Source organism: Ruegeria arenilitoris (assembly GCF_013032855.1).
Classification (GTDB): domain Bacteria; phylum Pseudomonadota; class Alphaproteobacteria; order Rhodobacterales; family Rhodobacteraceae; genus Ruegeria; species Ruegeria arenilitoris.
In genome coordinates this window covers 1-24,694 of sequence record NZ_WQDA01000002.1, presented here as the reverse complement: position 1 = coordinate 24,694, position 24,694 = coordinate 1, and the positions used below count along the sequence as shown (strand labels likewise).

The window sequence follows — 24,694 nt, the reverse complement described above, 5'->3', positions numbered from 1 at the left end:
GTCGATTGTCACTTGGATTGCGAGATGTCGTGGTGACAAGCGCTCCACCCGCAACAAGTAGTCAGGTGCTCTAGAAATAGCGCCCAGCGGGGTTGTTTGATCGCTTTTTGGTGTTTGGTCACATGTGCCGAAAATTGCCGACGCCCGCGCGGCGTCCGATGGGTGAAGTGCATCTCTTGAAATGGGCAGGGGCACAAGCCCCTGCCGGTTGCCTGCTACTCCTCGTACCACCAGACGTCGGGCATGAACTGCGGTCCGTCACCATAGATTGGCAGGATCTGAGGATGCTTCATTTCCTTCACATGGGCGATGCGGCCAACGTCAAAGCTCCAGATCGGAATGACATACCGTCCGGCGGTCAAAACCCTGTCCAGCGCGCGGGTGGCGGCCACGAAATCCTCACGGCTTTCCGAGGCCAGCATCGCATCGATCAGCCCATCCACCGCCGGAGAGGTGACCCCCATCAGGTTGCGTGTCCCCGAGGTATCCGCGCCTTCGCTGCCCCAGTAGAGGCGTTGTTCGTTGCCCGGCGACAGCGACAGCGCGCGGCGGAACGGGGTCATGTCGAAATCCAGCTCGGACACCCGCTGGGTGTATTGTGCGTCATCCACCTTGTCGACGGTCAGCTCGATCCCCAGCCGTTCCAGCGCGCGGGCATACATCTCGGCGATCGCATCCACGTTCTGAACCACATTCAAGCTTCCCTGACTGATGACCAGGGTTATCTTGAGCGGCTCTCCCGCTGCGTTCTTCAACACGCCGTCCTGGATTGTCCATCCAGCTTGCTCCAGCAGATCAGCCGCCTTGCGGATGTCCCTTCGGTTGCGAACCGAGTCGTCGCCCTCGGGCAGAACATACCCTTCCAAGGTTCCCGGCAGCAGATCAGCCGCGTAGGGTTGCAACATCTCAGCCACCCGACCGGTTGCCGGTCCGGGTTGCATCGCCAGTTCAGACCCCGAGAAATACGAGGTGATCCGAGGCTGAGCACCGCCCGTGATCGTGCCGTTGATGAATTCAAAATTGAACGCAAGGGTCAGCGCCTCGCGTACGCGCCAATCGTCAAAGGGCGCTTTGCGCGTGTTCATGACCAGACCTGTCATGCCCGAGGGCTTTTTATGCGGAATCTCGGTTTTGATGACATCGCCGCGCTGAACGGCCGGGAAATCGTATTGCGTGGCCCATTTGTCGGCGTTGAACTCGCGGACGGCCGACAGCGCGCCGGCCTTGAAGGCCTCGAACAGAACCGTCTGGTCGCCGTAGAACTCCAACCGCATCTCGTCGAAATTCATGGTACCCCGGCGGAACGGGACATCGTTGCCCCAATAATCCGGATTGCGTTCGAGGTTCACGAAACGCCCGGCCTCGTAGTCATCGATGACATAGGGGCCGGTGCCAATCGGGACATCTTGCAGGGATGCCTCGGCGAAATCCTTGCCCTCCCATTGGGCTTTCTTGAGGATCGGCCGCAGCCCTGCGATCAGGGCCAGCTCGCGGTCTGGCTCGTTGAAGATGATCCGGACCGAGTGTGGTCCGGTCTGCTGAATACTGTCGATCTTGGCCCACAGACCGCGATAGCGCAGATGCCCCTGCGTTCCGAGGGTCTCGTAAGACCAGATCACATCGTCAACCGTGACCGGCGATCCGTCAGAGAATCGGGCAGTCTCACGCAGGGTGAATTCGACCCAGGATCGGTCCGGCGCGGTGTCGATTGATTCGGCCAAAAGCCCGTAAAGAGTGAAAGGTTCGTCCCACGAACGGCCCATCAACCCCTCGTGGGTCCAAAATCTCAGCTGCCAAGGGGCGGTGCCTTTTTGCACAAACGGGTTGAGACTGTTATAGCCGCCGGTATTGCCGAACACGACCTTGCCGCCCTTGGGCGCGTCGGGGTTGGCATAAGGCAGCGACACAAAATCCGGTGGTAGGGCCGGGTCTCCATACATAGCTATGCCATGGGTCGATTCTGCTTGCGCTAACGTGGCGACAACCGAGGCAGCGATTCCCGCGATCAACGGGCAGATGGGACGGAGAATATCGGGGCTCATTTTGGAAACAATCCTGCTCTGGCCTTATTTTGTTGGGATTCACCGTACCGATGATTTTTCTTATTATCAAACTTTTAGCTTGGATGACGGCGCGGAATTGCTTATAAAGGTTCCACTGCTCGATAGGTTTCTTGCCTGTATGAAACCTGCCTCAATAACTTAACGCCCGCTTCGTGCGGGCGTTTTTTTCTGCCTCGAGCTCCGTGATTCCAGCCCATAAATCGACCGTATCCGCAACCGGGTCTTTCCCGTTTATTTTGCAGGTGCAGCATGGCACTGTGTCTCCAAATCATGAGTCTGTGGGAGACCCCAAATGAACCTGTCGGGAAAAACAGCAATCATCACCGGATCGAACTCGGGCATCGGGTTGGGCATCGCGCGCGAATTGGCCAAGGCGGGGGCCGACGTGGTTCTGAACTCGTTCACTGATCGCGATGAAGATCATGCGCTGGCGGCCGAGATCAGCAAGGAGACCGGAACCAACGCGCGCTACATCAAGGCCGACATGTCCAAGGGCGAGGAATGCCGCGCGCTGATCGAACAGGCCGGAGCCTGCGATATCCTGGTCAACAATGCAGGCATTCAGCACGTCGCGCCGATCGACCAGTTCCCGGTCGAGAAATGGGACGCGATCATCGCCATCAACATGAACTCGGCCTTTCACACGATGGCGGCGGCGCTTCCGATGATGCGCAAGGCCGAGTGGGGGCGGATCGTCAACATTGCCTCGGCGCATGGGTTGACTGCATCGCCCTACAAGGCGGCTTATGTGGCGGCCAAGCACGGGGTTGTCGGCATGACCAAGACCGTTGCGCTGGAAACCGCGCAGGAGCCGATCACCTGCAACGCCATCTGTCCGGGCTATGTGCTGACGCCGCTGGTCGAGGCGCAGATCCCCGACACGATGAAGGAATACAACATGAGCCGCGAGGACGTGATCAAGAACGTCATGCTCGAACGGCAACCCTCGAAAGAGTTCGCGACCGTCGAACAGCTGGGTGGAACCACCGTGTTCCTGTGCTCGGACGCCGCGGCCCAGATCACCGGCACCACGATCTCGGTCGACGGCGGCTGGACCGCCTTGTGATCCGCGGCGCGCGCCGGGGCCGGCGGACATGGTAAAGCGCATCAATCTTGCCCTGCAGGGCGGCGGCGCGCATGGCGCATTTACCTGGGGCGTGCTGGACCGTCTGCTGGACGACGAAGACATTGAGGTTGCGGCGATTACCGGAACCTCGGCCGGGGCGCTGAACGGAGCCGCGTTCAAGGCCGGCATGGTTCATGCCGGTCGCGATGGCGCGCGCGAGACCCTAAACGCCCTGTGGGAGAGGATGGGCGCGGTGGGCGACATGCGCATCGCCAACTGGCTGGCCGGGATGGAGCCCGCTCAGATCGCGCAGGCGATGGAGTATTCTTTGCCGTTCTCGGTGGCTGATACCTGGTCGCGGATGGTGTCGCCCTATGCCTATGGACCGTTCTACCGCAATCCGCTGGCCCCGGTGGTCGAGGCATTTGATTTTGGCGAGGTCTGCGCCGATCAGGGGCCACGCCTGTTCGTCTGCGCCACCTGTGTGCGCAGCGGCAAGATCCGTGTTTTCACGGGCGATGAGGTGACGACTGACGCGATTCTCGCCTCGGCCTGCCTGCCGAACCTGTTCCAGGCAGTTGAAATCCACGACCCCGAAACCGACCGGACCGAAGCCTATTGGGATGGCGGCTATACCGGCAACCCGGCGCTGTTTCCGCTGTTCAACGCGGGCCTGCCCGAAGATGTGGTGATCGTGAACATCAACCCGCTGGAGCGCGACGAGGTTCCCAAGACCCCGCAGCAGATTCAGAACCGGATCAACGAGATCAGCTTCAATTCTTCCCTTCTGCGCGAGCTGCGGGCGATCAACTTCGTGCAGCGCCTGTTGGTCAAGGGCAAGCTGAAGGCGGGTGAAATGAGCCGGGTCTTCGTGCACATGATCGCCGATGACGCGCTGATGAACAGCCTGTCGGTGGCGACCAAGACAGTGCCCAACCCGGTGGTTCTGCACAGCCTGAAACAGGCGGGACGGGCCGCGGCCGACCAGTTTCTGGCCGATCACAAACCCGATCTGGGTGCGCGAAGCTCCGTTGATCTGCCCGCGATGTTCGGCTGATCACTCGGGCGGCTGCGTGGGGTCTTTCTGGTTCGGATAGACCAGCCCGGCCGAGATCACCAGTTTGGCGGCATCCTCGATCGTCATGTCCAGCAGGATCACGTCTTCCTCGGGGAAGAACAGCAGAAAACCCGAGGTTGGGTTCGGCGTGGTTGGGATGAACACGCTCAGCAGGCCGCCGCCGGTTTCGGCGCGTTTGTTGATCTCGCCCTTGGCCTCGGTCGAGACGAAGCCGATGGCCCAGATGCCCCGGCGAGGATACTGGACCAGGCAGGCCTTCTCGAACGACCGCTCGGTCTGGGCAAAGACGGTTTCCGAGATCTGCTTGATCCCGGAATAGATCGACCGGACGACGGGCATCCGGTTGACCAGGCTTTCGGCAAAATGGATCAGTGACCGGCCCAGGATACCTTTGGCGATCCAGCCGACCAGAACCGTGAAGATCAGGAAGAACAGGACGCCCACGCCGCGCAGGTTGATACCCACATATTGTTCGGGCCGGAACTGGTGCGGGATCAGGGGCAGGACCGCGCTGTCGATCCAGCCGACCACCGACAGGATCAGCCACAGCGTCAGCCAGACCGGTGCGATGACGACGATACCCGTCAGAAACGACGCGCGTAGCCGCGACAGCAGGCCGGGGCGGCGGTGGGGTTCTTCATCAAACGGTGTGTTCATCGCGGTTCCGAGCGGTTTGCCGGACTAGTTAATCAGTCCGGCGCCTTGGTACAATAGGTCCGTTTGGCGCTTAGTCAGCCTGAGCCTTCAATGCCTTGGCTATGCCAGCCGCAAGGCGCGCATTGTTGCGCACCAGGGCGATGTTGGCGATCAGGGATCGGCCCTCGGTCCGCTCGTAGATGCGCTGCAGAAGATAGGGCGTGACGGCCTTGCCGGTAATGCGATGCGCTTCGGCGTCCTGCTGGGCCGAGGCGATGATCGGGTCAAGTTCCTCGGACGGGATCTGATCGGCCAACGGGATCGGATTGGCCACCAGCTGCCCGCCTGGCAGACCCAGAGCGCGGCGCGTCGCATGGGCCTTGGCGATCTGCTCGGCCGTGTCCATCCGCAAGGGCGCGGCGAAGGGCGACTTGGCGGACCAGAAGGCCGGGAATTCATCCTGGGCATGGGCGATGACCGGCACGCCCAGCGTCTCCAGCACTTCGAGCGTTTTTGCGAGATCAAGGATCGCCTTGGCCCCGGCGGCCACGACTGTGACCGGGGTCTGCGCCAGTTCGTGCAGGTCGGCCGAGATGTCAAAGCTGGTTTCCGCGCCGCGATGCACCCCGCCGATGCCGCCGGTGGCAAAGACCTCGATCCCTGCGAAATGGGCCGCGATCATCGTGGCGGCAACGGTTGTGGCCCCGGTCCCGCCCGAAGCGATGCAGGCCGCCATATCCGCGCGCGAGATCTTGGCCACGCCCTGCGCCTGTCCCAGATCCTTCAGCTGATCGGGTTCCAGACCTACATGCAGCCGACCGTCGATCACAGCGATCGTGGCCGGAACGGCGCCCGCATCGCGGATGTCCTGCTCGACCTGGGCCGCCACCTCGATGTTCTGCGGGTAGGGCATGCCGTGGGTGATGATGGTGCTTTCCAAGGCAACGATGGGGGTTCCATCGTCCTTGGCCGCGCGCACTTCGGCGGAATACTGGATGTCGATCACAGGGGGGTCTCTCCGGATACATAGGTTGCGGCGGCATGCAGGGCGCGGGTCAGCGCCTCGTCGATGCTGGCGCCATTGGCTTCGGCGGCGATATGGGCCGCCATGAACGTGTCGCCCGCGCCGGTCACGCGCGTGACCAGAACCGACGGGGGTTTCTGGGTGATCACCGCCTGGGCACTGGCCACGGTGGCCGAGTTGCCCCCGTCGGTCACCAGCGCACGCAGCGCGCCCCGGTCCAGCAGAGCGCGGGCGGCGGTTTCGGAATCGGCGAACTCGCGCTGGCACAGCAGCCCGGCTTCTTCGAGGTTCACATACAGCGTGGCCCGGCCGTGCTTGAGGAAAGGCAGCAGCCGCTCGGCCTTGCCGGGCGAGGCCGGGGCTACGCGCAGGTCTGCACGGGCGAAGGCCGGGCTGACGGCGATTTCTTCCAGAAGGTCCAGCGTCAGGTTGCCGTCCAGCGCGATCTGCCCCTCGAACGGGGTGTTTTCATAGCCCAGCGGGCCATGGATCAGCGGGCGCAGGATCTTGGCGCCGGCGGCCTCCAGCGAGTGGGCGTCGGCAATGGCGGCGATCAGTCCGTTTGCGCCTTCGACCGCCATGTAACGGTCGGTGGGCAGGTCCTGCGAGCGATAGATATGGGTCGTGTCCATACCGAGCCGCTTGCAGGCATGGACCAACTCGTCGCCCTCGGGGTCGCTGCCGATGGCGGTCAGAAGGGTCGGGGTCATGCCGAAGCGCACAAGGGTCATGGCGATGTTCATCGCCACGCCACCGGGCAGGCGCGTGATGCGGCCGGGCACGTCCGATCCTTGCCGCATGTGGCTGGCGGATCGTCCGATCACGTCCCACAGGACGGATCCGATACACAGGATGTCGCTGTTCTGAGTCATTTCCTCGTCATGCCGCAGGCGCAGGGCGCGCGCAAGCCGGAAGCTGCGCGGGGTGGGTCCACGTCGGCGATTTGGCTTGCCAATTGTTTGGAAGGACGAAACACTCGGACACAGTGTTTTTTGGTTCTTTTGGATATTTTCGGATGGGTCTCAATATCCGTTTGCTGACCTTCCTGCGGTTTCGCGCCTGGATAATTGCGCCATTGCTGGCATTTATTTTTTTGGCCATGCCTGCATGGGCGCAACAAAGCGGACGGACAATCGTTGACTTTCAGGTCCGGGACGGTCGGCTTCTGGTCGAAATCGCCATGAACGCCGAGGCCGTTCTGGCCGGGTTCGATCCGCAAGAAGTCGCGCAGGGCGGCGACGGCGGGAGCGCGCGCTACGCACAGCTGCGCCGGCTTGTCTCGTCCGAGCTTGAGGAACACGTCCACGATTTTGTAACGGATTGGAAGCAATCCTTGCAGATCGACGTGAACGGGCCGGTTGCGTTGTCCTATGAAGGCGCAAGTATTCCGGTGGTCGGCAACCCGGACGTGGCGCGGATTTCTCGAGTGCTGTTGGCCGGTCCTCTGCCGCCTGATGCAAGCAGCCTGCGCCTGACCTGGCCTGAAGGGATCGGCCCCGTGGTCTTGCGCCAGCAAGGGGTCGAGGCGCCTTATACCGGGTTTCTGAGCGGCGGCGAGGTCAGTCCTCGCATTCCCTTGGCAGGCGGGGCCGGGCTGGGGGCGCAGCAAGCGGCCGAGGCTTTTTTCCGGGCCGGGCTGCTGCATGTCGCGGGCGCGGGGGCACAGCTTCTGGCGCTGGCCTCGGTGCTGGTTTTCTTGTCACTGAAGTTGCGCCCGGTCCTTGTTCAGCTTGCCGCGCTGGGGCTGGGCGTTCTGGTGACGCTGCCGCTTGGGATGTTCGACGTGTTGAATGCGAGCCCGTTCCTGCCGTGGCCGGTCGTGCCGGCGGCCATCGCCTTGTTGGCGCTTTGGAACCTCGTCACCGACCGGTTGGGGGTCTGGCGCGTGCTGTTCCTTTTGGCGACCGGTGCAGTCCTTGGCCTGACCCTGTCAGAAGCATCGTCGCGCCTGGGTGTGCCGCCGCATCATGTCGCGCCGGCGGTGCTGGGTTTTGCAGCTGGCATCCTGTTGGCGCTGAGCGGAGTCGCGATCCTGATCCTCGCCACCCTGACCGTGCTCTTGCCGGATTCGCCCAGGCTGCGCGGCCGTATTTCCACAGTCGCCTCGCTGTTGTTGGCGGGCTTGGGTCTGTACTGGGCGGTTATGTCCTAACCGCCGGTATTCATCGGCGCGATCAGCGTGTTCAGGGCGCTTAGCGGGTCCTCTGCGGCCCAGATCTCGTCTCCGATACCGAAGAAGTCGGTACATTCAGCCAGTTCGGCAACCAGTTCGGGTGTCAGGCCGCCTTCGGCGACAACCGGAACCTCGATCATCTCGGACCACCATTGGAACAGATCACGCTCGGCGCGGGTCCCTTTGCCCAACGACACGTCCCCCACGGGCCCAAAGGCCACATAGTCAGCCCCGGCTTCGCCCGCGGTCATCCCGTCATGGCGCGAGGTTTCGCAGAAGCTGCCGACGATGGCATCCGCACCCAGCTCTTTGCGCGCGGCCCGGACCGAGCGGGCCGCATCCTCCAGATGCACCCCGTCCAGCCCCAGCCGTTGCGCCAGCAGGACATGGTTCGAGATCACCAGCGCCACGTCGCGCGCATGGGCCACCTCGCGGCAGGCGTCGGCCGCGCGGGCGATGGCGTCCTCGTCGCTGCCGGCCAGCGCCAGCCGGATGCAGGCGATCTCGGTCCCGTCCAGAACGCGGGCCAGCCGGTCGGGAAAGGTGGCCGGGTCGATGGTCGGCGGGGTGATCAGATAGATCTGAGGCTGCTCGGGGGTGTCCATTGGCGGATCCTTCGCGGTTGGTCTTTGGCGCGGTTTAGCCGATTGCGGCGGCGAAGCAAACTTTATTGCCCGCAGACCGCGTGATTTGCAATCGGGCAGGGCGGCCGGGCTTGCCCTGTGCCAGCGGCGGCAGTATGGCAGGCGCAACTTTCGGAGATCAGGATGCCCAGCGACAGACCCCAGCCCTCATTCGTGCTTGTCCGCCCGCAGATGGGCGAAAACATCGGCGCCGCGGCGCGGGCGATGTGGAATTTCGGTCTGGACCGTATTCGCATCGTCGCCCCGCGCGACGGCTGGCCCAACCCCAAGGCCGTGGCCATGTCGAGCGGTGCCGGGCGGCTGCTGGACGAGGCGCAGCTGTTCGACGATCTGGCCGGCGCGTTGGGCGACCGCACATATGTGTTTGCCACCACCGCCCGTCAGCGCGGCCTGACCAAACCCGTCTACAGCCCCGAACGCGCCATGCAGATCGCAGCCCAGAAGGTGGCGGCGGGCGAAAAGGTGGCCGTGCTGTTCGGGCCCGAGCGGGCCGGTTTGGAGAATGAAGACATCGCCAAGGCCAATGCGATCATCTCGGTGCCTGTGAACCCCGAGTACGCCTCGCTGAACCTGGGGCAGTGCGTGTTGCTGACCGCATATGAGTGGATGCGCCAGACCGGCGACGTGGTGCACGCGGCCACCGATCTGGGCAAAGGCGACTGGGCCACGGGAATCGAAGTCGAGAAGCTGGTCGAACACTACGAACAGCGGCTGGACGAGGCCGGGTTCTTCTACCCGCCGGAAAAGGCCGAAGGGATGAAGGTGAACCTGCGCAACCTGTGGTCGCGCATGCGCATGACGCGGGCCGATGTGCAGATGCTGCACGGGATCATGCGTCAGATGGTCCGCTGGAAGGACAAGGGCTGAGGCTGGACCTTCCCGGGCACTGGCCCTAGCTTGCGGGAAAATCAAGGACATGAGGACGGCATGAGCGGCAAGCGCAGCATCTTCGAAGAAGTCTCGGGTGAACAAAAGCAGGAAACGGTCCAGCCAGGCATGATCGACCGCGGCCGGGGCGGCGCACGCAAGGCCATCCGCGTCTGGCTGATGATCCTGTTCGTGCTTGTCGTCGTGATGATCGCGGTGGGCGGGCTGACCCGCCTGACCGACAGCGGCCTGTCGATCACCGAATGGCGCCCGGTCACCGGGGCGATCCCGCCGATGTCCGAGGCGGACTGGCAGGCCGAGTTCGACAAGTACAAACAGATCGACCAGTGGCGGATCATGAACCAGTGGATGGAGTTGGATGACTTCAAGACCATCTACTGGTGGGAATGGGGTCACCGGCAGCTGGGCCGTGTGATCGGCCTGGTCTGGGCGCTTGGGTTCTTTGGCTTTCTGGTGCTTCGCAAGATCCCCGCAGGCTGGACCGGGCGCCTTGCGATCCCCGGACTGCTGGGCGGCGTTCAGGGCGCCGTCGGTTGGTGGATGGTGGCCTCGGGCGTGACGCAGGGCGAGGGGATGACCGCCGTTGCCAGCTATCGCCTGGCCACCCATCTTGGCCTCGCGTTCGTGATCCTGGGCTTTCTGGCCTGGTACATCTTCATGCTGGGGCGCGAGGAACGCGACCTGATGCAGGCCCGCCGCGCGAAAGAGGCGCGGCTGTTCTCCCTGTCGACCGGGCTGCTGCACTTTGCCTTTCTGCAGATCCTGATCGGCGCATTGGTGGCGGGTATCGACGCCGGCCGGTCCTATACCGACTGGCCGCTGATCGGCGGGCAACTGCTGCCGCCGGACGCCACCGCGCTTGAACCGATGTGGCGCAACTTTTTCGAAAGTCCGGGGCTGGTGCAGTTCATCCACCGCTGCGTGGGCTATGTGCTGTTCGCCTTCGGCATCTTCGTCTGGCGGCGCGGCAGCAGCAGCGCCCACCCGCAGACCCGGTTCGCCTTCAACGCCATGTTCGCGGCGCTGTCGCTGCAGGTGGTCGTGGGCATCCTCACCGTGGTCTATGGCGCGCCCTGGCAGATCGCCATCTTCCACCAGTTCATGGCCGTGGTCGTCTGGACCTTGATCCTGCGCGCCCGGTTCCTGACCGCTTATCCCATCGCAACCTCGCTGCGCGGAGCTTGACCCAATGACTGCATTCAATGACCTGATGGCCTTTCAGCGCGAAACCTCGGCACTGGCACAGATCGCCGGGCGCCTGGGCTGGGACCAAGAGACCGTCATGCCGCGCGGGGCCGCCAACCAGCGCGCCGAGGAGATGGCCGCAATCGAAGCCGTGTTGCATGCGCGCCGTTCAGATCCGCGCGTGGCAGAGTGGCTGGAAAACGCCCATGCCGACACCGAGGTCGGTCAGGCGCAACTGCGCGAAATCCGCCGCACATACGAGCGCACGGTCAAGGTGCCCGCTGATCTGGCCACGGCCATCGCCCGCGTGACATCGGCCGCGCAGGGCAAGTGGGCACAGGCCCGCGCCGACGAGGATGTTGCCGCGTTTCTTCCGGTTCTGGAGGAAGTCGTGGCGCTGCGGCGCGAGGAAGGGGCGGCTCTGGCGCAGGGCGGCGATGTCTATGACGCGCTGGTCGAGGATTACGAGCCCTACACGACCGCTGCCCAGATTGGTGCGATCTTTGATGCCATGCGCCCGCGTCTGGTTGCGCTGCGCGCCGCGGTACTTGATCGGCCGTCCCCCGCGGGCGTGACCGGAACGTTCGACGAAGCGGCCCAGATGAAGCTGACGCAAAAGCTGGCCGAGACTTTCGGGTACGACTTGAACCGGGGGCGGGTGGACAAGGCCGTACACCCGTTCTGTTCCGGCAGCGGCGATGACGTGCGCGTCACCACCCGGACCAGCGAAACCGACCCGTTCAACTGTTTCTATTCGACCATCCATGAGGTCGGGCACGCCTGCTATGAGCAGGGCATCGATCCGGCTTACGCTCTGACTCCGCTGGGTGAGGGCGTTTCGATGGGCGTCCATGAAAGTCAGAGCCGCATCTATGAAAATCAGCTGGGCCGCTCGCGGGCCTTCACGGGCTGGCTGTTCCGGCAGATGACGGACGCCTTCGGAGATTTTGGCATCGCGGATGAAGATGCCTTCTATGCCGCCGTCAACCGGGTGCACAACGGATACATCCGCACCGAGGCGGACGAAGTTCAGTACAATCTGCACGTCATGCTGCGGTTCGATCTGGAGCGCGCACTTATGTCGGGCGATCTACAGGTGAAGGACCTCGAGGCCGCGTGGAACGACCGCTTCCATGCCGATTTCGGCTATGCGGTCGACAAGCCTTCGAACGGGTGTCTGCAGGACGTGCATTGGTCGGTCGGTCTGTTTGGCTACTTCCCGACCTATTCGCTGGGCAATGTGTACGCAGGCTGTCTGTATCAGGCTCTCCGAGCGGCAGTTCCAAGCTTGGACGATCAACTGGCGCAGGGCGATACCGCCACTGCAACCGGCTGGCTGCGCGAGCATGTTCAGCAGCATGGCGGTCTGTATGCCCCACGCGATGTCATCCGCCGCGCCAGCGGCATGGAGCCCGGACCCGAGCCGTTGTTGGCTTATCTCGAAGACAAATTCGGCACGCTCTACGGTCTATGACCTGGAAAGATGACCGCTATGGGTATGATAGGGGTCATCTAGCTGCGGTGTGCATCAGGCACCCAGTCTTCCAGAGGCCGGTTCCAGAACCGGTTCGGGTTGTCTTCGTCCTGCCCGCGGATGTGCAGCGTTCGAAAACACGGGTGCAGAAGGATCACCGGTTCTTCATAGGGATGGGCCGCGTAGATTGCGCGCAGCACCTTCGAACGCACGCCGTCCGACACATCCAGAAAGAACGAGACTTCGACGCAGGGAACATCCACCGTGTCGCAGGTGACGGCATTGCGTCCGGTCCCGAGTGACCGAAAGCTCTGCGTTCCGGGCGTCGACCGGAAGGTGACGCGATCATAATCGCCGTAAACAAGGTTGGCTACGGCCAGAACAGCATCAATCACCGCCTGCGCGCGGTCCTCGGGAACCTGAACGATCACGCGCCAACCTTCGTCTGTCAGATATCGTTCGGTGTCCTGTGGTTTTTGGGTCATTCCAGTCTCCTAACCAAGCAACGTCAGAATGACCGGGTTTGCATCTTGAGTGTGACTTATCGCTTCGCCATCGACCGAACCGACGACCCGAGGCAATCAAGCGCGGAGTCCGACAAGCCGAAATGGCGAGTCAGTGCGATCTTGCCTTCCGGCGTGATGGTCAGGGCGCGACTGGACCTTTGGCGCGTCAGCCATTTGTCTTTCAGAGCTTTTTCCAGAATCGCGATTCCCAAGGAACCTGAGATGTGATTTCGGCGTTCCGTCCAGTCCAGACAGAATTTGGCGACCGGCCGGTGGGCGCTGACCCGCGGTGGGTCCAGGTCGAGATCGGTCAGAAACGCGTGATATCGCGGACCCGGCGCCAGTGCCCCATGTGCCAGTTGTAGAACACCCGTATCCAGCAGGTTGTAGGTGATCCACACACCGAGACGCCCGGCAAGATGATTATAGCAGCAACGGGCCAACAGGACGCCCGAGTCCGGTTTCGCGGCCCGCCGGACATGGTCGCTGGGAGTTAGCGTGGACAGCTTTTCCAAAGCCGATGCGACCTGTGCGCTTGCGATCCGGTGAAAGACATGCCTGCCGCTGCGTATCGAAGTGGTCAGGCCGGCCCGCTCCAACTGCTTGAGATGGGCCGTTGCAGTTGGTGGCGTTATGTTGGCTGCGCAGGACAACTCTTTGTTGGTGAACGCCCGCCCGTCCATCAGTTTGCACAGGATGCGTGCGCGGGTTGGGTCGGCGAGGGCGGCGCCGATGATGTCCAGTCTGGGTTCGGGTCTCATTGGATGAGCCTACCGCAAAACCCGGCTTGACCCCAGAAAGAACGCTTCGACATTCGCCGAAACGAAAAGGAGCGGCTGCTGTTGCAGAGCCGCTCCGTCGTCGTTGAAATGAGGGCCGCCGATCAGTGGCGGCCATCCTTACGTTTCGCTATCGTCTTCCTCGTCACCCTGGTCTGCGATCCAGGCGACGCTGACGACTTCCTCGCCTTTGCCGGTATTGAACACCTTGACCCCGCCCGCGCTGCGGGACCGGAACGATATACCGTCGACCGGAACCCGGATCGACTGCCCCTTGGACGTGGCCAGCATGATCTGGTCGTCGATTTCGACGGGGAACGAGGCCACCAGCGGGCCGCCCCGCATCGCCTTGTCCATCGCCATCACGCCCATTCCACCGCGGCCGCGCACCGGGTAGTCATGCGACGAGCTGAGCTTGCCCGACCCGCCGGCCGTGATAGTCAGGATAAGGTTTTCCGCCGCAGACATCTCGGCATAGCGCTCCTGAGGCAGGATGCTGTCTGCGTTGCCTTCGTCTTCGTCGGTTTCGGTCTCTTCGGTGACGCCTGCCATCAGGCGGCGCATCTTCAGGTAGGCGGCGCGCTCGTCTGCCGTGGCCTCGAAGTGGCGAATGACGGACATCGAGACGACCCGATCGCCATTCGTCAGTTTGATGCCGCGCACACCGGTCGATTTGCGGCCCTTGAACACGCGCACGGCAGTGGTCGGGAAGCGGATTGCCCGGCCGGAATTGGTGACCAGCATCACGTCGTCATCCTCGGAACAGATGCGCGCGTTGACCAGTTCCACACCCTCGGGCAGATCCATCGCGATCTTGCCGTTGCGCTTGACGTTGGTGAAATCGCTCAGCGCGTTTCGGCGCACGTCACCGGCACTGGTGGCGAAGACGATCTGCAGGTTTTCCCATTCTTCATCCGGCACATCGACCGGCATGATCGCCGCAATCGAAACACCGGTGGGAATCGGCAGGATGTTGACGATGGCCTTGCCCTTGCCGGTGCGCCCAGATTGAGGCAAGCGCCATGTCTTGAGCTTGTAGACCATCCCATCGGTGGTGAAGAACAGCAGTTGCGTATGCGTGTTCGCCACGAACAGATTGGTTACGACGTCCTCTTCCTTGGTCTGCATCCCCGACAGACCCTTGCCACCGCGCTTCTGCGCGCGGAAGTCGGCCAGCGGCGTACGCTTGATGTAGCCGCCCGAGGTCACGGTCACGACCATGTCCTCGCGCTCGATCAGATCTTCGTCTTCCATATCGCCGGACCAGTCGACGATTTCAGTGCGGCGCGGCACTGCGAACTGCTCTCGAACCTCGCGCAGCTCGTCGGCGATGATGCTCATGATGCGCTCGCGCGAGGACAGAATGTCCAGGTATTCCTTGATCTTGGCGGCCAGGTCTTCCAGCTCGTCCGTGACCTCTTTGACACCAATCTGGGTCAGGCGTTGCAGGCGCAGATCAAGGATCGCGCGGGCCTGAACCTCGGTCAGGTTGTAGGTGCCGTCGTCGTTCATCTTTGACAGCGGATCGTCGATCAGCCGCAGATAGCTCTCGATCTCGGCTGCGGGCCAGCGGCGGGTCATCAGCTTTTCGCGCGCCTCTGCCGCGTCGGCCGAGGACCGGATCGTGGCAACGACCTCGTCCACGTTCGAGACCGCTACGGCCAGACCGCACAGGATATGGCTGCGTTCCCGTGCCTTGCGCAGGTCGTATGCAGTGCGGCGGGCAACGACATCTTCGCGGAAGTCGATGAAGCTGGTCAGGAACCGGCGCAGGGTCAGCTGCTCAGGGCGACCGCCATTCAGCGCCAGCATGTTGCAGCCGAATGAGGTCTGCATCGGCGTGAACCGGTAAAGTTGGTTCAGCACCACCTCGGGCGTTGCGTCGCGCTTCAGCTCGACCACCACCCGCACGCCGTTGCGGTCAGATTCGTCCTGAACGTGGCTGACGCCTTCGATGCGCTTTTCACGCACGGCTTCGGCGATCTTCTCGATCATCGAGGCCTTGTTCACCTGATAGGGGATCTCGTCCACGATGATGGCATAGCGGTCCTTGCGCAACTCCTCGACGCGGGTTTTGGCGCGGATGATGACGCTGCCACGGCCCTCCAGATAGGCCTTGCGCGCACCGGACCGGCCCAGCATCACGCCGCCGGTGGGGAAATCGGGGCCGGGGATGTATTCGATCAGCTGTTCGCTGGTCAGGTCCGGATCGTCGATCAGCGCCAGCGTCGCGTCGACCACTTCGCCCAAGTTGTGCGGCGGGATGTTGGTGGCCATACCCACCGCGATGCCGCCGGCGCCGTTGACCAGCATGTTGGGGAACCGCGCGGGCAGGACGGTGGGTTCCTTGTCCTTGCCGTCGTAGTTGTCCTGGAAATCTACCGTCTCTTTCTCGATATCCGCCAGCAGAGCGGCGGCGGGCTTGTCCATGCGGACCTCGGTGTAGCGCATGGCCGCCGGGTTGTCGCCGTCCATCGAGCCGAAGTTGCCCTGACCATCCAGCAGCGGCAGCGACATCGAGAAATCCTGCGCCATCCGCACCAGCGCGTCATAGATCGCGCTGTCACCGTGCGGGTGGTATTTACCCATCACATCGCCCACGGGACGGGCCGATTTGCGGTAAGCTTTGTCGTGGGTGTTCCCGGTCTCGTGCATCGCATAGAGGATGCGCCGATGCACCGGTTTCAAGCCGTCGCGCAGATCGGGGATCGCACGGGACACGATGACCGACATCGCATAGTCCAGATAGGACGTCCGCATCTCGGATTCGATGGATACCGTCGGGCCGTCGTAAACCGGGCGCTCGGGCGGGGTTTCATCCATGTTTTCGGGGATTTCTGGCGTATCGCTCACGTAAACTGCCCGTTTTTTGTGCTGGGTCTATATCTTGTGGATGCATCTTATCAGACCCGGCACATAGGGTGCAAGCAAGCAACCCGGAAGTGGCCTGAAACCGCGGTGTTTTTCGGGTAACACATTGTTTTAATACGGATTGAAAAGGAATCATGTTACCCTGAAGGGACCTTTGAGGAAATCTGGAGGTCTGAATGGAGAAAAACGAAACCGAATTGATGCTGAAGGGGTATGGCCTGACAACGGCTGAAATCTTCTATCGCATGCCGGATTACATCCATGTTCTGAACACGTTCATCTGGCAGGATTACGACTTGGCGCCGGATCATCCCAAGCTGTTCAATTTCATCGAGTTCTGGCAGCGCGAAATCGAGGGTCCGCTGCATTCGGTGCGCTTTACCCACCGCAAGATGATCGCACCCGGAGAATGGCGGAACGTCGTCGGAGAATACCGGCTGAACTAGCGTTTCGGCCAGGTTGCGCTCGAGGCCAATGCGCCTTGATCCGGCCGATGGATCATCGAATGAATGCCGACCTGCGTTTCGGCGCAGGTTACTCACTCTCATAATTTCAAAACACAAACTGATCTTGGCACTCCGTTGACGGCGGACGCGCTGAGCGGTTGAATATTCTGCTGAGCGGTTGAATATTCTTCTGCGTTTCGGTCGCAATTCGGCGCAGCGCATACGATTGGCACAGATTGGAAAATCAGAGAAAGTCCACGATATGATTGCGCTAACATTGGACATGCCGGCGATGGCGCGTTAAGGACGGCTCATGGTTTCTCGCGTTATACCCGTCGACCCATTTGATCTGGTCATTTTTGGTGGCACCGGGGATCTGGCGCAGCGCAAGATTTTGCCTGCCTTGTTTCGCCGCTATTGCGCGGGACAGTGGAATGACGATGTTCGGATAATTGCCGCAGCAAGATCCGCGCATGACCAGGCGGGCTATCGCGCGATCGTGGCCGAGTCGCTGGCCCAGCACGCACCTCCTCAAGCGGCGGATCCGGGCAATCTTGATGGGTTCCTGAACCGGCTGCAGTATCTGCGGTTGGATGCCAGTTCTGATGATGGGTGGGAAAACCTTTCAGAGCTGTTGACGGATTCGCGGATCCGCGCCTTCTATTTCTCGGTCGGACCCGGATTGTTCGCCCCGTTGGCGGAGAAAATCCGCCAGCACGGCCTGGCAAACGAGCAGACGAGGATCGTCGTCGAAAAGCCGTTCGGTCACGACCTGGACAGCGCGCGGGCGTTGAATGCCACACTGGCCTCATATTTCAGCGAAAGCCAAGTCTACCGGATCGATCATTACCTGGGCAAGGAAACCGTCCAGAACCTGATGGCCGTCCGGTTCGGCAACATGCTGTTCGAGCCGCTGTGGAACAGCCAGTATGTCGACCATATCCAGATCACCGTCGCCGAGACAGTCGGCGTGGACGGGCGCGAAGAATACTACGAGCGCGCGGGGGCCATGCGCGACATGGTGCAAAACCATCTGATGCAGCTGTTGTGCCTGATCGCGATGGAACCGCCTGCCAAATTCGATTCGGACGCCGTGCGCGACGAAAAGCTCAAGGTGATCCGCGCGCTGGACCCGGTGCAGCCGCACCACATCGTCCGTGGGCAGTATTCGGGTGGACCCGACGGGCCGGGCTACCGCGAAGCGGTGGGCAATCCGCGCTCGACCACCGAAAGCTATGTGGCGCTGCGGGCGCATGTCAGCAATTGGCGGTGGGCGGGCACACCGTTTTACCTGCGCACCGGCAAGCGGCTGGTGGCGCGGTCCTCGGTCATCAACGTGATTTTCAAGGACGCCCCGCATTCCATATTTGGGGCCGAGGCCGGTCGGCATGCCAACACGCTTTCGATCCGGCTGCAGCCGAACGAAGGCATAACGCTGAAAGTTACGATCAAAGAGCCGGGGCAGGGCGGAATGCGTTTGATCGACGTCCCGTTGGATATGAGCTTTGCCGAAGCGCTCGGGCCCGAAAACCAGGAAGCGCCGGACGCATATGAGCGTTTGGTGATGGACGTGATCCGGGGCAATCAAACCCTGTTCATGCGCGGAGACGAGGTCGAGGCCGCTTGGGCCTGGACCGACCCGATCATTGCGGGGTGGCAGGCGCGCGGCGACGTGCCAAAACCCTATGACAGCGGCAGTACCGGTCCCGGCGACGCCGAACTGCTGATGAAACGCGACGGTCGCCATTGGCAAGGGATCAAGCCATGAAGATTCAGGAATACGCTGACAGGGACATGCTGGCCATTGATGTTGCCAACGTTCTGGCCGGAGAGTTGGAGGCCGCGCTGCTGCACAACGATGTTGTGGCTTTTGCGGTTCCCGGCGGCACCACGCCCGGACCGATCTTCGACAGCCTGTGCGCCGCGGACCTTGAATGGGAGCGTGTCCGTGTGCTGCCCACCGACGAGCGCTGCGTCCCGGCAGACAGTGACCGGTCGAACGAACGCCTGATCCGCGACCGACTTCTGACCAACCGGGCGGCGGCGGCGGACTATGTCCCGCTCTATGTTCCCGGCAAGGCGCCCGAAGAGGTTCTGCCCCAAATCGAAGCTCTGATCGAGCCGCTGCGCCCGTTGGCGGTGCTGGTTCTTGGAATGGGCGACGACATGCATACGGCCTCGTTGTTTCCGGGGATGGAGGGGCTGGCGCAGGCATTGGCCAGCAACGCACCGGCGTTGGCCGTTGCTCGCCCGCAGACGCAGCCCGAAACGCGCATCACACTGACGGGTCCGGTTCTGGATGGGGCGCTGTCCAAACACCTGGTCATCTATGGTGAACAAAAGCGCGCAGCGCTTGAGCGTGCCATGAGCCTGCCGCCCGAGGAGGCGCCAATTGCGGCAGTCTTGGATGGAATGACGGTACACTGGGCGGATTGATCTCATGCAACTGGACACTCTCAGAACCCTTGCCGCGCAGGCGGCGGATACCCGCATCCTCGACCTGTTCGCGCAGGATCCCGACCGGGCGCAGAGATTCTCGGCCTCGACCGGCGATTTGCTGTTCGACTATTCGAAGACCCTGATCGACACAGACATCCGCGCGGCGTTGATCGACTTATGTGATCAGGCTGGTCTGGCCGAGCGGCGCGACGCGATGTTCCGGGGCGACAAGATCAACGAGACCGAGAGCCGCGCGGTGCTGCATACGGCGCTGCGCAATCTGGACGGCGGCCCGGTGAAAGTTGATGGCCAGGACGTGATGCCCGACGTTCTGGACACCCTGCAGCGCATGCGCGTGTTCGCCGAAGAGGTCCGGGGTGGAACGGCCCAGGGGGCTGGGGGCAGCTTTACCGACGTGGTGAATATCGGCATCGGCGGTTCGGACCTTGGGCCGGTGATGGCGACGCTGGCGCTGGCGCCCTATCACGATGGGCCGCGCCTGCACTATGTCTCGAACGTGGATGGTGCGCATATCGCCGACACGCTGCGCGAACTGGACCCGACGCGAACGCTGGTGATCGTGGCGTCCAAGACATTTACCACCATCGAAACCATGACCAACGCGCGGACGGCGCGGGCCTGGATGCTGGACGGCGGCGGCGACCCGGGGCGGCAGTTCGCGGCCGTGTCCAGCGCCGTGGACAAGACGGCCGATTTCGGCATCCCGTCGGACCGCGTGTTCGGCTTTGCCGATTGGGTCGGCGGGCGCTATTCGGTCTGGGGTCCGGTCGGGCTGCCGGTGATGATCGCGGTGGGCTCGAACGCCTTCGACGCGTTCCTGCGCGGCGGGCAGGCGATGGACGTGCATTTCCGCGCCGCGGACTGGGCCGAGAACATGCCAGTGATGCTGGCTCTGGTGGGCATCTGGCACCGTCAGGTGCTGGGGCATGCCAGCCGCGCGGTGCTGCCCTATGACCAACGGCTGCTGCGGTTGCCGGCCTATTTCCAACAGCTCGAGATGGAATCGAACGGCAAATCGGTGGCCATGGACGGCTCGGCGCTGAGCGTGCCTTCGGGGCCGGTGGTCTGGGGTGAGCCCGGCACCAACGGGCAGCACGCGTTTTACCAACTGATCCATCAGGGCACCGACGTGATCCCCTGCGAATTCATGGTGGCCGCCGAAGGCCACGAGCCCGAACTGGCCCATCATCACCGTCTGCTGCTGGCCAACTGCCTGGCTCAGTCCGAGGCGTTGATGCGTGGCCGGTCGCTTGAGGAAGCGCGAGCGCGCATGGCCGAGATGGGCCTGCATGGCGACGAGTTGGAGCGTCAGGCCCGGCATCGCGTGTTCCCGGGCAACCGGCCCTCGACCACGCTGATCTATCCGCAGCTGACGCCCTTCGTTCTGGGCCAGATCATTGCGCTGTATGAACACCGGGTGTTCGTCGAAGGCGTGCTGTTGGGCATCAACTCGTTCGACCAGTGGGGGGTGGAGCTGGGCAAGGAGTTGGCCACCTCGCTGGGGCCAATCGTCGATGGCGATGCGGGCACCGAGGGCAAGGACGGCTCGACCGCCGCACTTGTGGCCTATGCGCTGCGGCACCGGGGCTGAAGCCCTGCAAATCTGACGGCCTGCCGCCACGGCAGGCCGCATTCTTTTATTGTCAGACAATTAAATGATTGGCAGGATCGGCCCCGAGGAGAAGCCCTGGGGCCGGCCATGCCGCCGTGTCGCCTGGCCGCAACAGACGCCGCATCAGGCCGGCGCGATGAATGGGAGGATGTCCATGCTGGGACAGATGATGACGCAGCCGCTGTTGATTTCGTCACTGATCGATCATGCTGCGCGCTATCATGGTCAGACCGAGATCGTGTCGGTCGAAACCGACGGAACCGTCACCCGGACGAACTGGGGCGAGATCGCCGCCAATGCCCGGCGACTGGGGTCGGCGCTGACCAAGCTGGGCTTGCAGCCGCAGGACCGGATCGGCACCCTGGCCTGGAACAACCGCCGGCATCTGGAAATCTACTATGCGGCCTCGGGTGCGGGTTTCGTCTGCCACACGATCAACCCGCGCCTGTTCCCCGAACAGCTGGTTTACATCATCAACCACGCGCAGGACCGGGTGCTGTTCTTCGACGCCACCTTCATCCCGCTGGTCGCCGCGATCCGCGATCAATTGACCGAAGTGAAGCATTTCGTCCTGATGGGACCGCGCAACGAGGACGCACTGCAGCAGATCCCCGGACTGGAATTCTATGACGACTTGATCGAGACCGGCGACGCCGATTTCGAATGGCCGGTCTTCGATGAAAACACCGCCTCGAGCCTGTGCTACACCTCGGGCACGACCGGCCACCCCAAAGGCGTGCTGTATTCGCACCGTTCGACCGTTCTGCACAGCTTTGCCTCGAACACCCGCGACGTGATCGGGTATTCGGCGATAGATGTGGTGATGCCGGTGGTGCCCATGTTCCACGTCAATGCCTGGGGGTCGCCCTATGGCTGCGCCATGTCCGGTTCGCAGATGGTGTTGCCCGGGCCGGACCTGCATGGCGAGGCGCTGGTGAACCTGATCGACACCTATGGCGTGACTCTGGCGATGGGGGTTCCCACGATCTGGCAGGGTTTGCTGGCCCATGCCGCCAAATGCGGCACCAAGCTGGAAAGCCTCGAACGTACGGTGATCGGCGGCGCGGCGTGCCCGCCCTCGATGATCGAGACCTTCCGGGAAAAATACGGCGTCGACACCGTGCATGCCTGGGGGATGAGCGAGATGAGCCCGCTGGGCACCGCCAACATCCCGCTGGCCAAGCATCGCAAGCTGCGGATCGAGGAACAGCACAAACTGCGCGAGAATCAAGGTCGTCCACCTTTTGGGGTCGAACTGAAGATCGTCGATGACGACGGCAACGACCTGCCGCATGACGGGGTCACGCAGGGCGACCTGATGGTGCGCGGACACTGGGTGCTGGACAGCTATTTCCAGCTGCAGGATCAAGATCTTCTGCAGGATGGCTGGTTCGCCACCGGCGACGTGGCCACGCTGGACCCGGATGGCTACATGACCATCCGCGACCGTTCCAAGGACATCATCAAATCGGGCGGTGAATGGATCAGCTCGGTCGAGCTGGAAAACATTGCCGTAGCGCACCCGAAACTGGCCACCGCGGCGGTGATCGGCGTGCCGCATCCCAAATGGGACGAACGCCCGCTGCTGGTGGCCGTCAAGGCCGAGGGCGAAGATCCGTCCGAGGCCGAGCTGCTGGAGTTTTTCGACGGCAAGATTGCCAAGTGGCAGGTGCCGGACAAAGTGGTCTTCGTCGGCGCGCTGCCACTCAATGCGACGGGCAAGGTCCTGAAACGCAAACTGCGGGATGAATTCAAGGACGCCTTGGCAGGTTAATGCTTGATTTCTAAGGATTTTTGGCTCCGGCGGTAGGGATCGAACCTACGACCAATTGATTAACAGTCAACTGCTCTACCGCTGAGCTACGCCGGAACTGAGGGGCGTGTACCAATCTGCAAAGACGAGGTCCAGACGAAAATTGCTTTCTTTGGACGAATTGCGCGCCCCAGGTTTCCGTTTCGGATTTCAATCGGGGTGAACAGGTTTGTTGTTTCGTGCGGCAGTGAAACGTTGCGTTGATCTACGCACCGGCCGCGACGTGATCGTTTCATCCGGATCAGAAAGAGACTAGCCTCTCGATAATGCACCATTCTTCGGTGAACCTGTTGAAATCGGAAAGGAACCCAAGATGCGGACAGCTTGCAGGATTGCAGCGAAGCTTTTCTTCTTTGTTCTCGCCGCGCCGGGGATCGCCCAAGAGGCCGGAACCCTGATCACCGGCGCTCGGATTTTCGACGGTGTCCGTTCCGACCTGATCGAGGGTCAGGACGTTTTGATCCAAGACGGCATGATCACGGCCATTGGCCCTGATCTGGATGCGCCGGAGGGGGCGACGGTGATCGATGCGCAGGGTAGGTTCCTGATGCCCGGATTTGCCGACATGCATGCGCATCTGATGTTTCAGATGCCGTTCGGTATCGCATTCAATGCCGATCGCGAATACTGGGCCTATGTTGCCGCAACCGTCGCCGAACAATACCTGATGCAGGGGTTCACGACGGTCCGCGATGTCGGCGGGAACTCGTTTTCACTGAAACGCGCCATAGACGAGGGCATCCTGTCGGGGCCTCGGGTCTATCCTTCGGGTCCCATGATCTCGCAGAGCTCGGGCCACTCGGATCATCGGACGGACGCAAACGAGCCCGGTTCATTGGTGTTCGAGCCCAGCATTCCGATGAAATACTTCCATGTCGCAGTTGCCGATGGGCGTGACGAGGTTCTGAAAACCGTACGCGAGGTGTTGCGCCGCAGAGCCTCGCAGATCAAGATTTCGGTCGGTGGCGGCACCGGGTCATTTGCTGATCCATTGGACACCACGCAGTACACGGAAGACGAAATCCGTGCAGCCGTCGAGGCGGCCGAAGACTGGAACACCTACGTTACCGCCCATGTCTACAACTCGGATGGCATCATCCGCGCCGTCGAGAATGGGGTGAAGTCCATCGAGCATGGCAATCTGATGAGCGAAGAGGCCATGCGCGTGATGATGGAGCATGATGCCTGGCTGTCGCCGCAGGTCATCGTCTACACATTCCATCCGGCAGGCTACAACGACGAACAAAAAGCCAAGCATGACGAAGCCTATGACGGCATCAACCAGATGTTCACCATGGCCAAGGAGCTTGGATTCGAGAATATCGTCTTCGGCACGGACGTGATCACTTCTCCTGAGATGATCAAGCGCGCAAACGAGGAGTTCGTTCTGAGAACGGAATGGTTCGACAATGCCGAAATACTCCGTCAGGCAACCTCGAAATCAGCCGAGTTGCTTGCCTTGTCGGGGCCGCGCAATCCTTATCCCGGGGCGCTGGGTGTCATTGCGGAAGGTGCTCATGCGGATATCCTTCTGATTGACGGCAACCCTCTGGAGAACATGTCTGTCATGACCGAATACGAAGAGCGCTTCGATCTGATCATGAAAGGCGGGGTGATCTACAAAAACGAACTGTAGCGGACGGTCTGCTGTGCAAATGCAAGGCGGACCAAACTTGAGTCACAGGCGCTGGAAAATTCTCTGATGTTTCCCGGGTGTGGTTGACAGGATTGGGCTGATCGAAAGACCAACTCCGATCTAACGGCGCAGGTCCTTGGAGGCAGTCTGATCGCATGCGTTGAACCGGCTGAAAACTCCGCGCGTGGGATCGGCAACCGACTACACACGGGACGTGAGCGGTTGGGTGCGCCACAAACTGCTGAAATCAGAGGATTTTGGCTCCGGCGGTAGGGATCGAACCTACGACCAATTGATTAACAGTCAACTGCTCTACCGCTGAGCTACGCCGGAACTGAGG

General features: G+C 62.0%; 20 protein-coding genes and 2 tRNA genes. 12 read left to right on the top strand and 10 right to left on the bottom strand.

Translation table 11 applies throughout. The annotated features are described in order from the left end of the window. Positions 1 to 215: 215 nt before the first annotated feature. The gene (locus GOW72_RS06250; RefSeq protein ID WP_170366073.1) at positions 216 to 2,042 is read right to left on the bottom strand and encodes an extracellular solute-binding protein; all 1,827 of its coding nucleotides are present in this window, start codon (positions 2,040 to 2,042) and stop codon (positions 216 to 218) included. Between the two features lie 313 nt (positions 2,043 to 2,355). On the opposite strand from GOW72_RS06250, the gene GOW72_RS06245 reads away from it, so the two are divergent. Further along, positions 2,356 to 3,129 carry a 3-hydroxybutyrate dehydrogenase gene (locus tag GOW72_RS06245; RefSeq protein ID WP_170338398.1) on the top strand — a complete coding sequence of 258 codons (774 nt, stop codon included), beginning with the start codon at positions 2,356 to 2,358 and terminating at the stop codon, positions 3,127 to 3,129. A 28-nt stretch (positions 3,130 to 3,157) separates the two neighbouring features. After that, the gene (locus GOW72_RS06240; RefSeq protein ID WP_170338912.1) at positions 3,158 to 4,186 is read left to right on the top strand and encodes a patatin-like phospholipase family protein; all 1,029 of its coding nucleotides are present in this window, start codon (positions 3,158 to 3,160) and stop codon (positions 4,184 to 4,186) included. Here GOW72_RS06240 and GOW72_RS06235 read toward each other — a convergent pair whose 3' ends face one another. The 3 genes from GOW72_RS06235 to GOW72_RS06225 all read right to left on the bottom strand — a co-directional run bounded on the left by GOW72_RS06235 (position 4,187) and on the right by GOW72_RS06225 (position 6,739). After that, positions 4,187 to 4,864 carry a DUF502 domain-containing protein gene (locus GOW72_RS06235; protein WP_149774457.1) on the bottom strand — a complete coding sequence of 226 codons (678 nt, stop codon included), beginning with the start codon at positions 4,862 to 4,864 and terminating at the stop codon, positions 4,187 to 4,189. Positions 4,865 to 4,934: 70 nt separating this feature from the next. Continuing rightward, positions 4,935 to 5,849, bottom strand: a complete 915-nt coding sequence (locus GOW72_RS06230) for a pseudouridine-5'-phosphate glycosidase (RefSeq protein ID WP_170366071.1) — start codon at positions 5,847 to 5,849, stop codon at positions 4,935 to 4,937. Beyond that, on the bottom strand, positions 5,846 to 6,739 hold the full coding sequence (locus GOW72_RS06225; protein WP_170366069.1) for a PfkB family carbohydrate kinase: 894 nt from the start codon (positions 6,737 to 6,739) through the stop codon (positions 5,846 to 5,848). Before GOW72_RS06225 ends, GOW72_RS06230 begins: the two co-directional genes overlap by 4 nt. Before the next feature lie 227 nt (positions 6,740 to 6,966). Here GOW72_RS06225 and GOW72_RS06220 point away from each other — a divergent pair, with 227 nt between their 5' ends. Continuing rightward, positions 6,967 to 8,019: a HupE/UreJ family protein gene (locus GOW72_RS06220; RefSeq protein WP_170366067.1), complete on the top strand. Its 1,053-nt coding sequence runs from the start codon at positions 6,967 to 6,969 to the stop codon at positions 8,017 to 8,019. Here the strand turns inward: GOW72_RS06220 and GOW72_RS06215 are convergent. Continuing rightward, entirely contained in the window at positions 8,016 to 8,645 is a 630-nt protein-coding gene (locus GOW72_RS06215; protein ID WP_170366065.1) for a thiamine phosphate synthase, read from the bottom strand. The genes GOW72_RS06220 and GOW72_RS06215 overlap by 4 nt on opposite strands. Positions 8,646 to 8,807: 162 nt before the next feature. Here GOW72_RS06215 and GOW72_RS06210 point away from each other — a divergent pair, with 162 nt between their 5' ends. Genes GOW72_RS06210 through GOW72_RS06200 form a run of 3 tightly spaced genes read left to right on the top strand, consistent with a single transcriptional unit; the run spans position 8,808 to position 12,231 of the window. After that, positions 8,808 to 9,551, top strand: a complete 744-nt coding sequence (locus tag GOW72_RS06210; RefSeq protein ID WP_170366063.1) for an RNA methyltransferase — start codon at positions 8,808 to 8,810, stop codon at positions 9,549 to 9,551. A 60-nt stretch (positions 9,552 to 9,611) separates the two neighbouring features. Next, entirely contained in the window at positions 9,612 to 10,757 is a 1,146-nt protein-coding gene (gene ctaA, locus GOW72_RS06205; protein WP_170366061.1) for a heme A synthase, read from the top strand. A 4-nt stretch (positions 10,758 to 10,761) separates the two neighbouring features. After that, positions 10,762 to 12,231, top strand: coding sequence for a carboxypeptidase M32 (locus GOW72_RS06200; protein WP_170366058.1), 1,470 nt, complete (start codon positions 10,762 to 10,764; stop codon positions 12,229 to 12,231). Positions 12,232 to 12,269: 38 nt separating this feature from the next. Here the strand turns inward: GOW72_RS06200 and GOW72_RS06195 are convergent, their stop codons facing one another. The 3 genes from GOW72_RS06195 to gyrA form a co-directional block, all read right to left on the bottom strand. Beyond that, positions 12,270 to 12,716 (bottom strand): YqfO family protein, encoded by a 447-nt coding sequence (locus tag GOW72_RS06195; RefSeq protein ID WP_170366055.1) that lies wholly within the window; start codon positions 12,714 to 12,716, stop codon positions 12,270 to 12,272. Positions 12,717 to 12,772: 56 nt separating this feature from the next. Beyond that, entirely contained in the window at positions 12,773 to 13,498 is a 726-nt protein-coding gene (locus tag GOW72_RS06190) for an ArsR/SmtB family transcription factor (RefSeq protein ID WP_170366053.1), read from the bottom strand. A gap of 138 nt (positions 13,499 to 13,636) precedes the next feature. Next, positions 13,637 to 16,339, bottom strand: coding sequence for a DNA gyrase subunit A (gene gyrA, locus GOW72_RS06185; RefSeq protein ID WP_170366759.1), 2,703 nt, complete (start codon positions 16,337 to 16,339; stop codon positions 13,637 to 13,639). 224 nt (positions 16,340 to 16,563) lie between these two features. Between gyrA and GOW72_RS06180 the strand changes: the two genes are divergently transcribed. The 5 genes from GOW72_RS06180 to GOW72_RS06160 all read left to right on the top strand — a co-directional run bounded on the left by GOW72_RS06180 (position 16,564) and on the right by GOW72_RS06160 (position 22,679). Then, a complete protein-coding gene (locus GOW72_RS06180; protein ID WP_093962206.1) occupies positions 16,564 to 16,833 on the top strand; it encodes an usg protein in 270 nt (89 codons plus the stop codon). Positions 16,834 to 17,146: 313 nt separating this feature from the next. Next, positions 17,147 to 18,601: a glucose-6-phosphate dehydrogenase gene (gene zwf, locus GOW72_RS06175; protein ID WP_170366051.1), complete on the top strand. Its 1,455-nt coding sequence runs from the start codon at positions 17,147 to 17,149 to the stop codon at positions 18,599 to 18,601. Then, on the top strand, positions 18,598 to 19,269 hold the full coding sequence (pgl, locus tag GOW72_RS06170; RefSeq protein WP_170366049.1) for a 6-phosphogluconolactonase: 672 nt from the start codon (positions 18,598 to 18,600) through the stop codon (positions 19,267 to 19,269). The genes zwf and pgl overlap by 4 nt, the downstream gene beginning before the upstream one ends. Before the next feature lie 4 nt (positions 19,270 to 19,273). Beyond that, positions 19,274 to 20,884 (top strand): glucose-6-phosphate isomerase, encoded by a 1,611-nt coding sequence (pgi, locus tag GOW72_RS06165; protein ID WP_170366047.1) that lies wholly within the window; start codon positions 19,274 to 19,276, stop codon positions 20,882 to 20,884. A 175-nt stretch (positions 20,885 to 21,059) separates the two neighbouring features. Then, positions 21,060 to 22,679: a long-chain-fatty-acid--CoA ligase gene (locus tag GOW72_RS06160; protein WP_170366045.1), complete on the top strand. Its 1,620-nt coding sequence runs from the start codon at positions 21,060 to 21,062 to the stop codon at positions 22,677 to 22,679. A 21-nt stretch (positions 22,680 to 22,700) separates the two neighbouring features. Here the strand turns inward: GOW72_RS06160 and GOW72_RS06155 are convergent. Continuing rightward, positions 22,701 to 22,775: transfer RNA gene (locus GOW72_RS06155), tRNA-Asn, on the bottom strand. Between the two features lie 256 nt (positions 22,776 to 23,031). Here GOW72_RS06155 and GOW72_RS06150 point away from each other — a divergent pair. Beyond that, positions 23,032 to 24,354 carry a metal-dependent hydrolase family protein gene (locus tag GOW72_RS06150; RefSeq protein WP_217358117.1) on the top strand — a complete coding sequence of 441 codons (1,323 nt, stop codon included), beginning with the start codon at positions 23,032 to 23,034 and terminating at the stop codon, positions 24,352 to 24,354. 258 nt (positions 24,355 to 24,612) lie between these two features. On the opposite strand, the gene GOW72_RS06145 is transcribed toward GOW72_RS06150, so the two are convergent. Then, positions 24,613 to 24,687: transfer RNA gene (locus GOW72_RS06145), tRNA-Asn, on the bottom strand. Between the last annotated feature and the right edge of the window lie 7 nt (positions 24,688 to 24,694).

What these genes read in the sequence shown, in the direction of transcription:
- GOW72_RS06190 (WP_170366053.1), bottom strand. Translation starts at nt 13,498, where the DNA reads ATGAGACCCGAACCCAGACTGGACATCATCGGCGCCGCCCTCGCCGAC.
- GOW72_RS06245 (WP_170338398.1), top strand. Translation starts at nt 2,356, where the DNA reads ATGAACCTGTCGGGAAAAACAGCAATCATCACCGGATCGAACTCGGGC.
- zwf (WP_170366051.1), top strand. Translation starts at nt 17,147, where the DNA reads ATGGTTTCTCGCGTTATACCCGTCGACCCATTTGATCTGGTCATTTTT.
- ctaA (WP_170366061.1), top strand. Translation starts at nt 9,612, where the DNA reads ATGAGCGGCAAGCGCAGCATCTTCGAAGAAGTCTCGGGTGAACAAAAG.
- GOW72_RS06180 (WP_093962206.1), top strand. Translation starts at nt 16,564, where the DNA reads ATGGAGAAAAACGAAACCGAATTGATGCTGAAGGGGTATGGCCTGACA.
- gyrA (WP_170366759.1), bottom strand. Translation starts at nt 16,339, where the DNA reads ATGGATGAAACCCCGCCCGAGCGCCCGGTTTACGACGGCCCGACGGTA.
- GOW72_RS06250 (WP_170366073.1), bottom strand. Translation starts at nt 2,042, where the DNA reads ATGAGCCCCGATATTCTCCGTCCCATCTGCCCGTTGATCGCGGGAATC.
- GOW72_RS06235 (WP_149774457.1), bottom strand. Translation starts at nt 4,864, where the DNA reads ATGAACACACCGTTTGATGAAGAACCCCACCGCCGCCCCGGCCTGCTG.
- GOW72_RS06195 (WP_170366055.1), bottom strand. Translation starts at nt 12,716, where the DNA reads ATGACCCAAAAACCACAGGACACCGAACGATATCTGACAGACGAAGGT.
- GOW72_RS06160 (WP_170366045.1), top strand. Translation starts at nt 21,060, where the DNA reads ATGCTGGGACAGATGATGACGCAGCCGCTGTTGATTTCGTCACTGATC.
- pgl (WP_170366049.1), top strand. Translation starts at nt 18,598, where the DNA reads ATGAAGATTCAGGAATACGCTGACAGGGACATGCTGGCCATTGATGTT.
- pgi (WP_170366047.1), top strand. Translation starts at nt 19,274, where the DNA reads ATGCAACTGGACACTCTCAGAACCCTTGCCGCGCAGGCGGCGGATACC.
- GOW72_RS06150 (WP_217358117.1), top strand. Translation starts at nt 23,032, where the DNA reads ATGCGGACAGCTTGCAGGATTGCAGCGAAGCTTTTCTTCTTTGTTCTC.
- GOW72_RS06210 (WP_170366063.1), top strand. Translation starts at nt 8,808, where the DNA reads ATGCCCAGCGACAGACCCCAGCCCTCATTCGTGCTTGTCCGCCCGCAG.
- GOW72_RS06200 (WP_170366058.1), top strand. Translation starts at nt 10,762, where the DNA reads ATGACTGCATTCAATGACCTGATGGCCTTTCAGCGCGAAACCTCGGCA.
- GOW72_RS06240 (WP_170338912.1), top strand. Translation starts at nt 3,158, where the DNA reads ATGGTAAAGCGCATCAATCTTGCCCTGCAGGGCGGCGGCGCGCATGGC.
- GOW72_RS06220 (WP_170366067.1), top strand. Translation starts at nt 6,967, where the DNA reads ATGCCTGCATGGGCGCAACAAAGCGGACGGACAATCGTTGACTTTCAG.
- GOW72_RS06215 (WP_170366065.1), bottom strand. Translation starts at nt 8,645, where the DNA reads ATGGACACCCCCGAGCAGCCTCAGATCTATCTGATCACCCCGCCGACC.
- GOW72_RS06225 (WP_170366069.1), bottom strand. Translation starts at nt 6,739, where the DNA reads ATGACTCAGAACAGCGACATCCTGTGTATCGGATCCGTCCTGTGGGAC.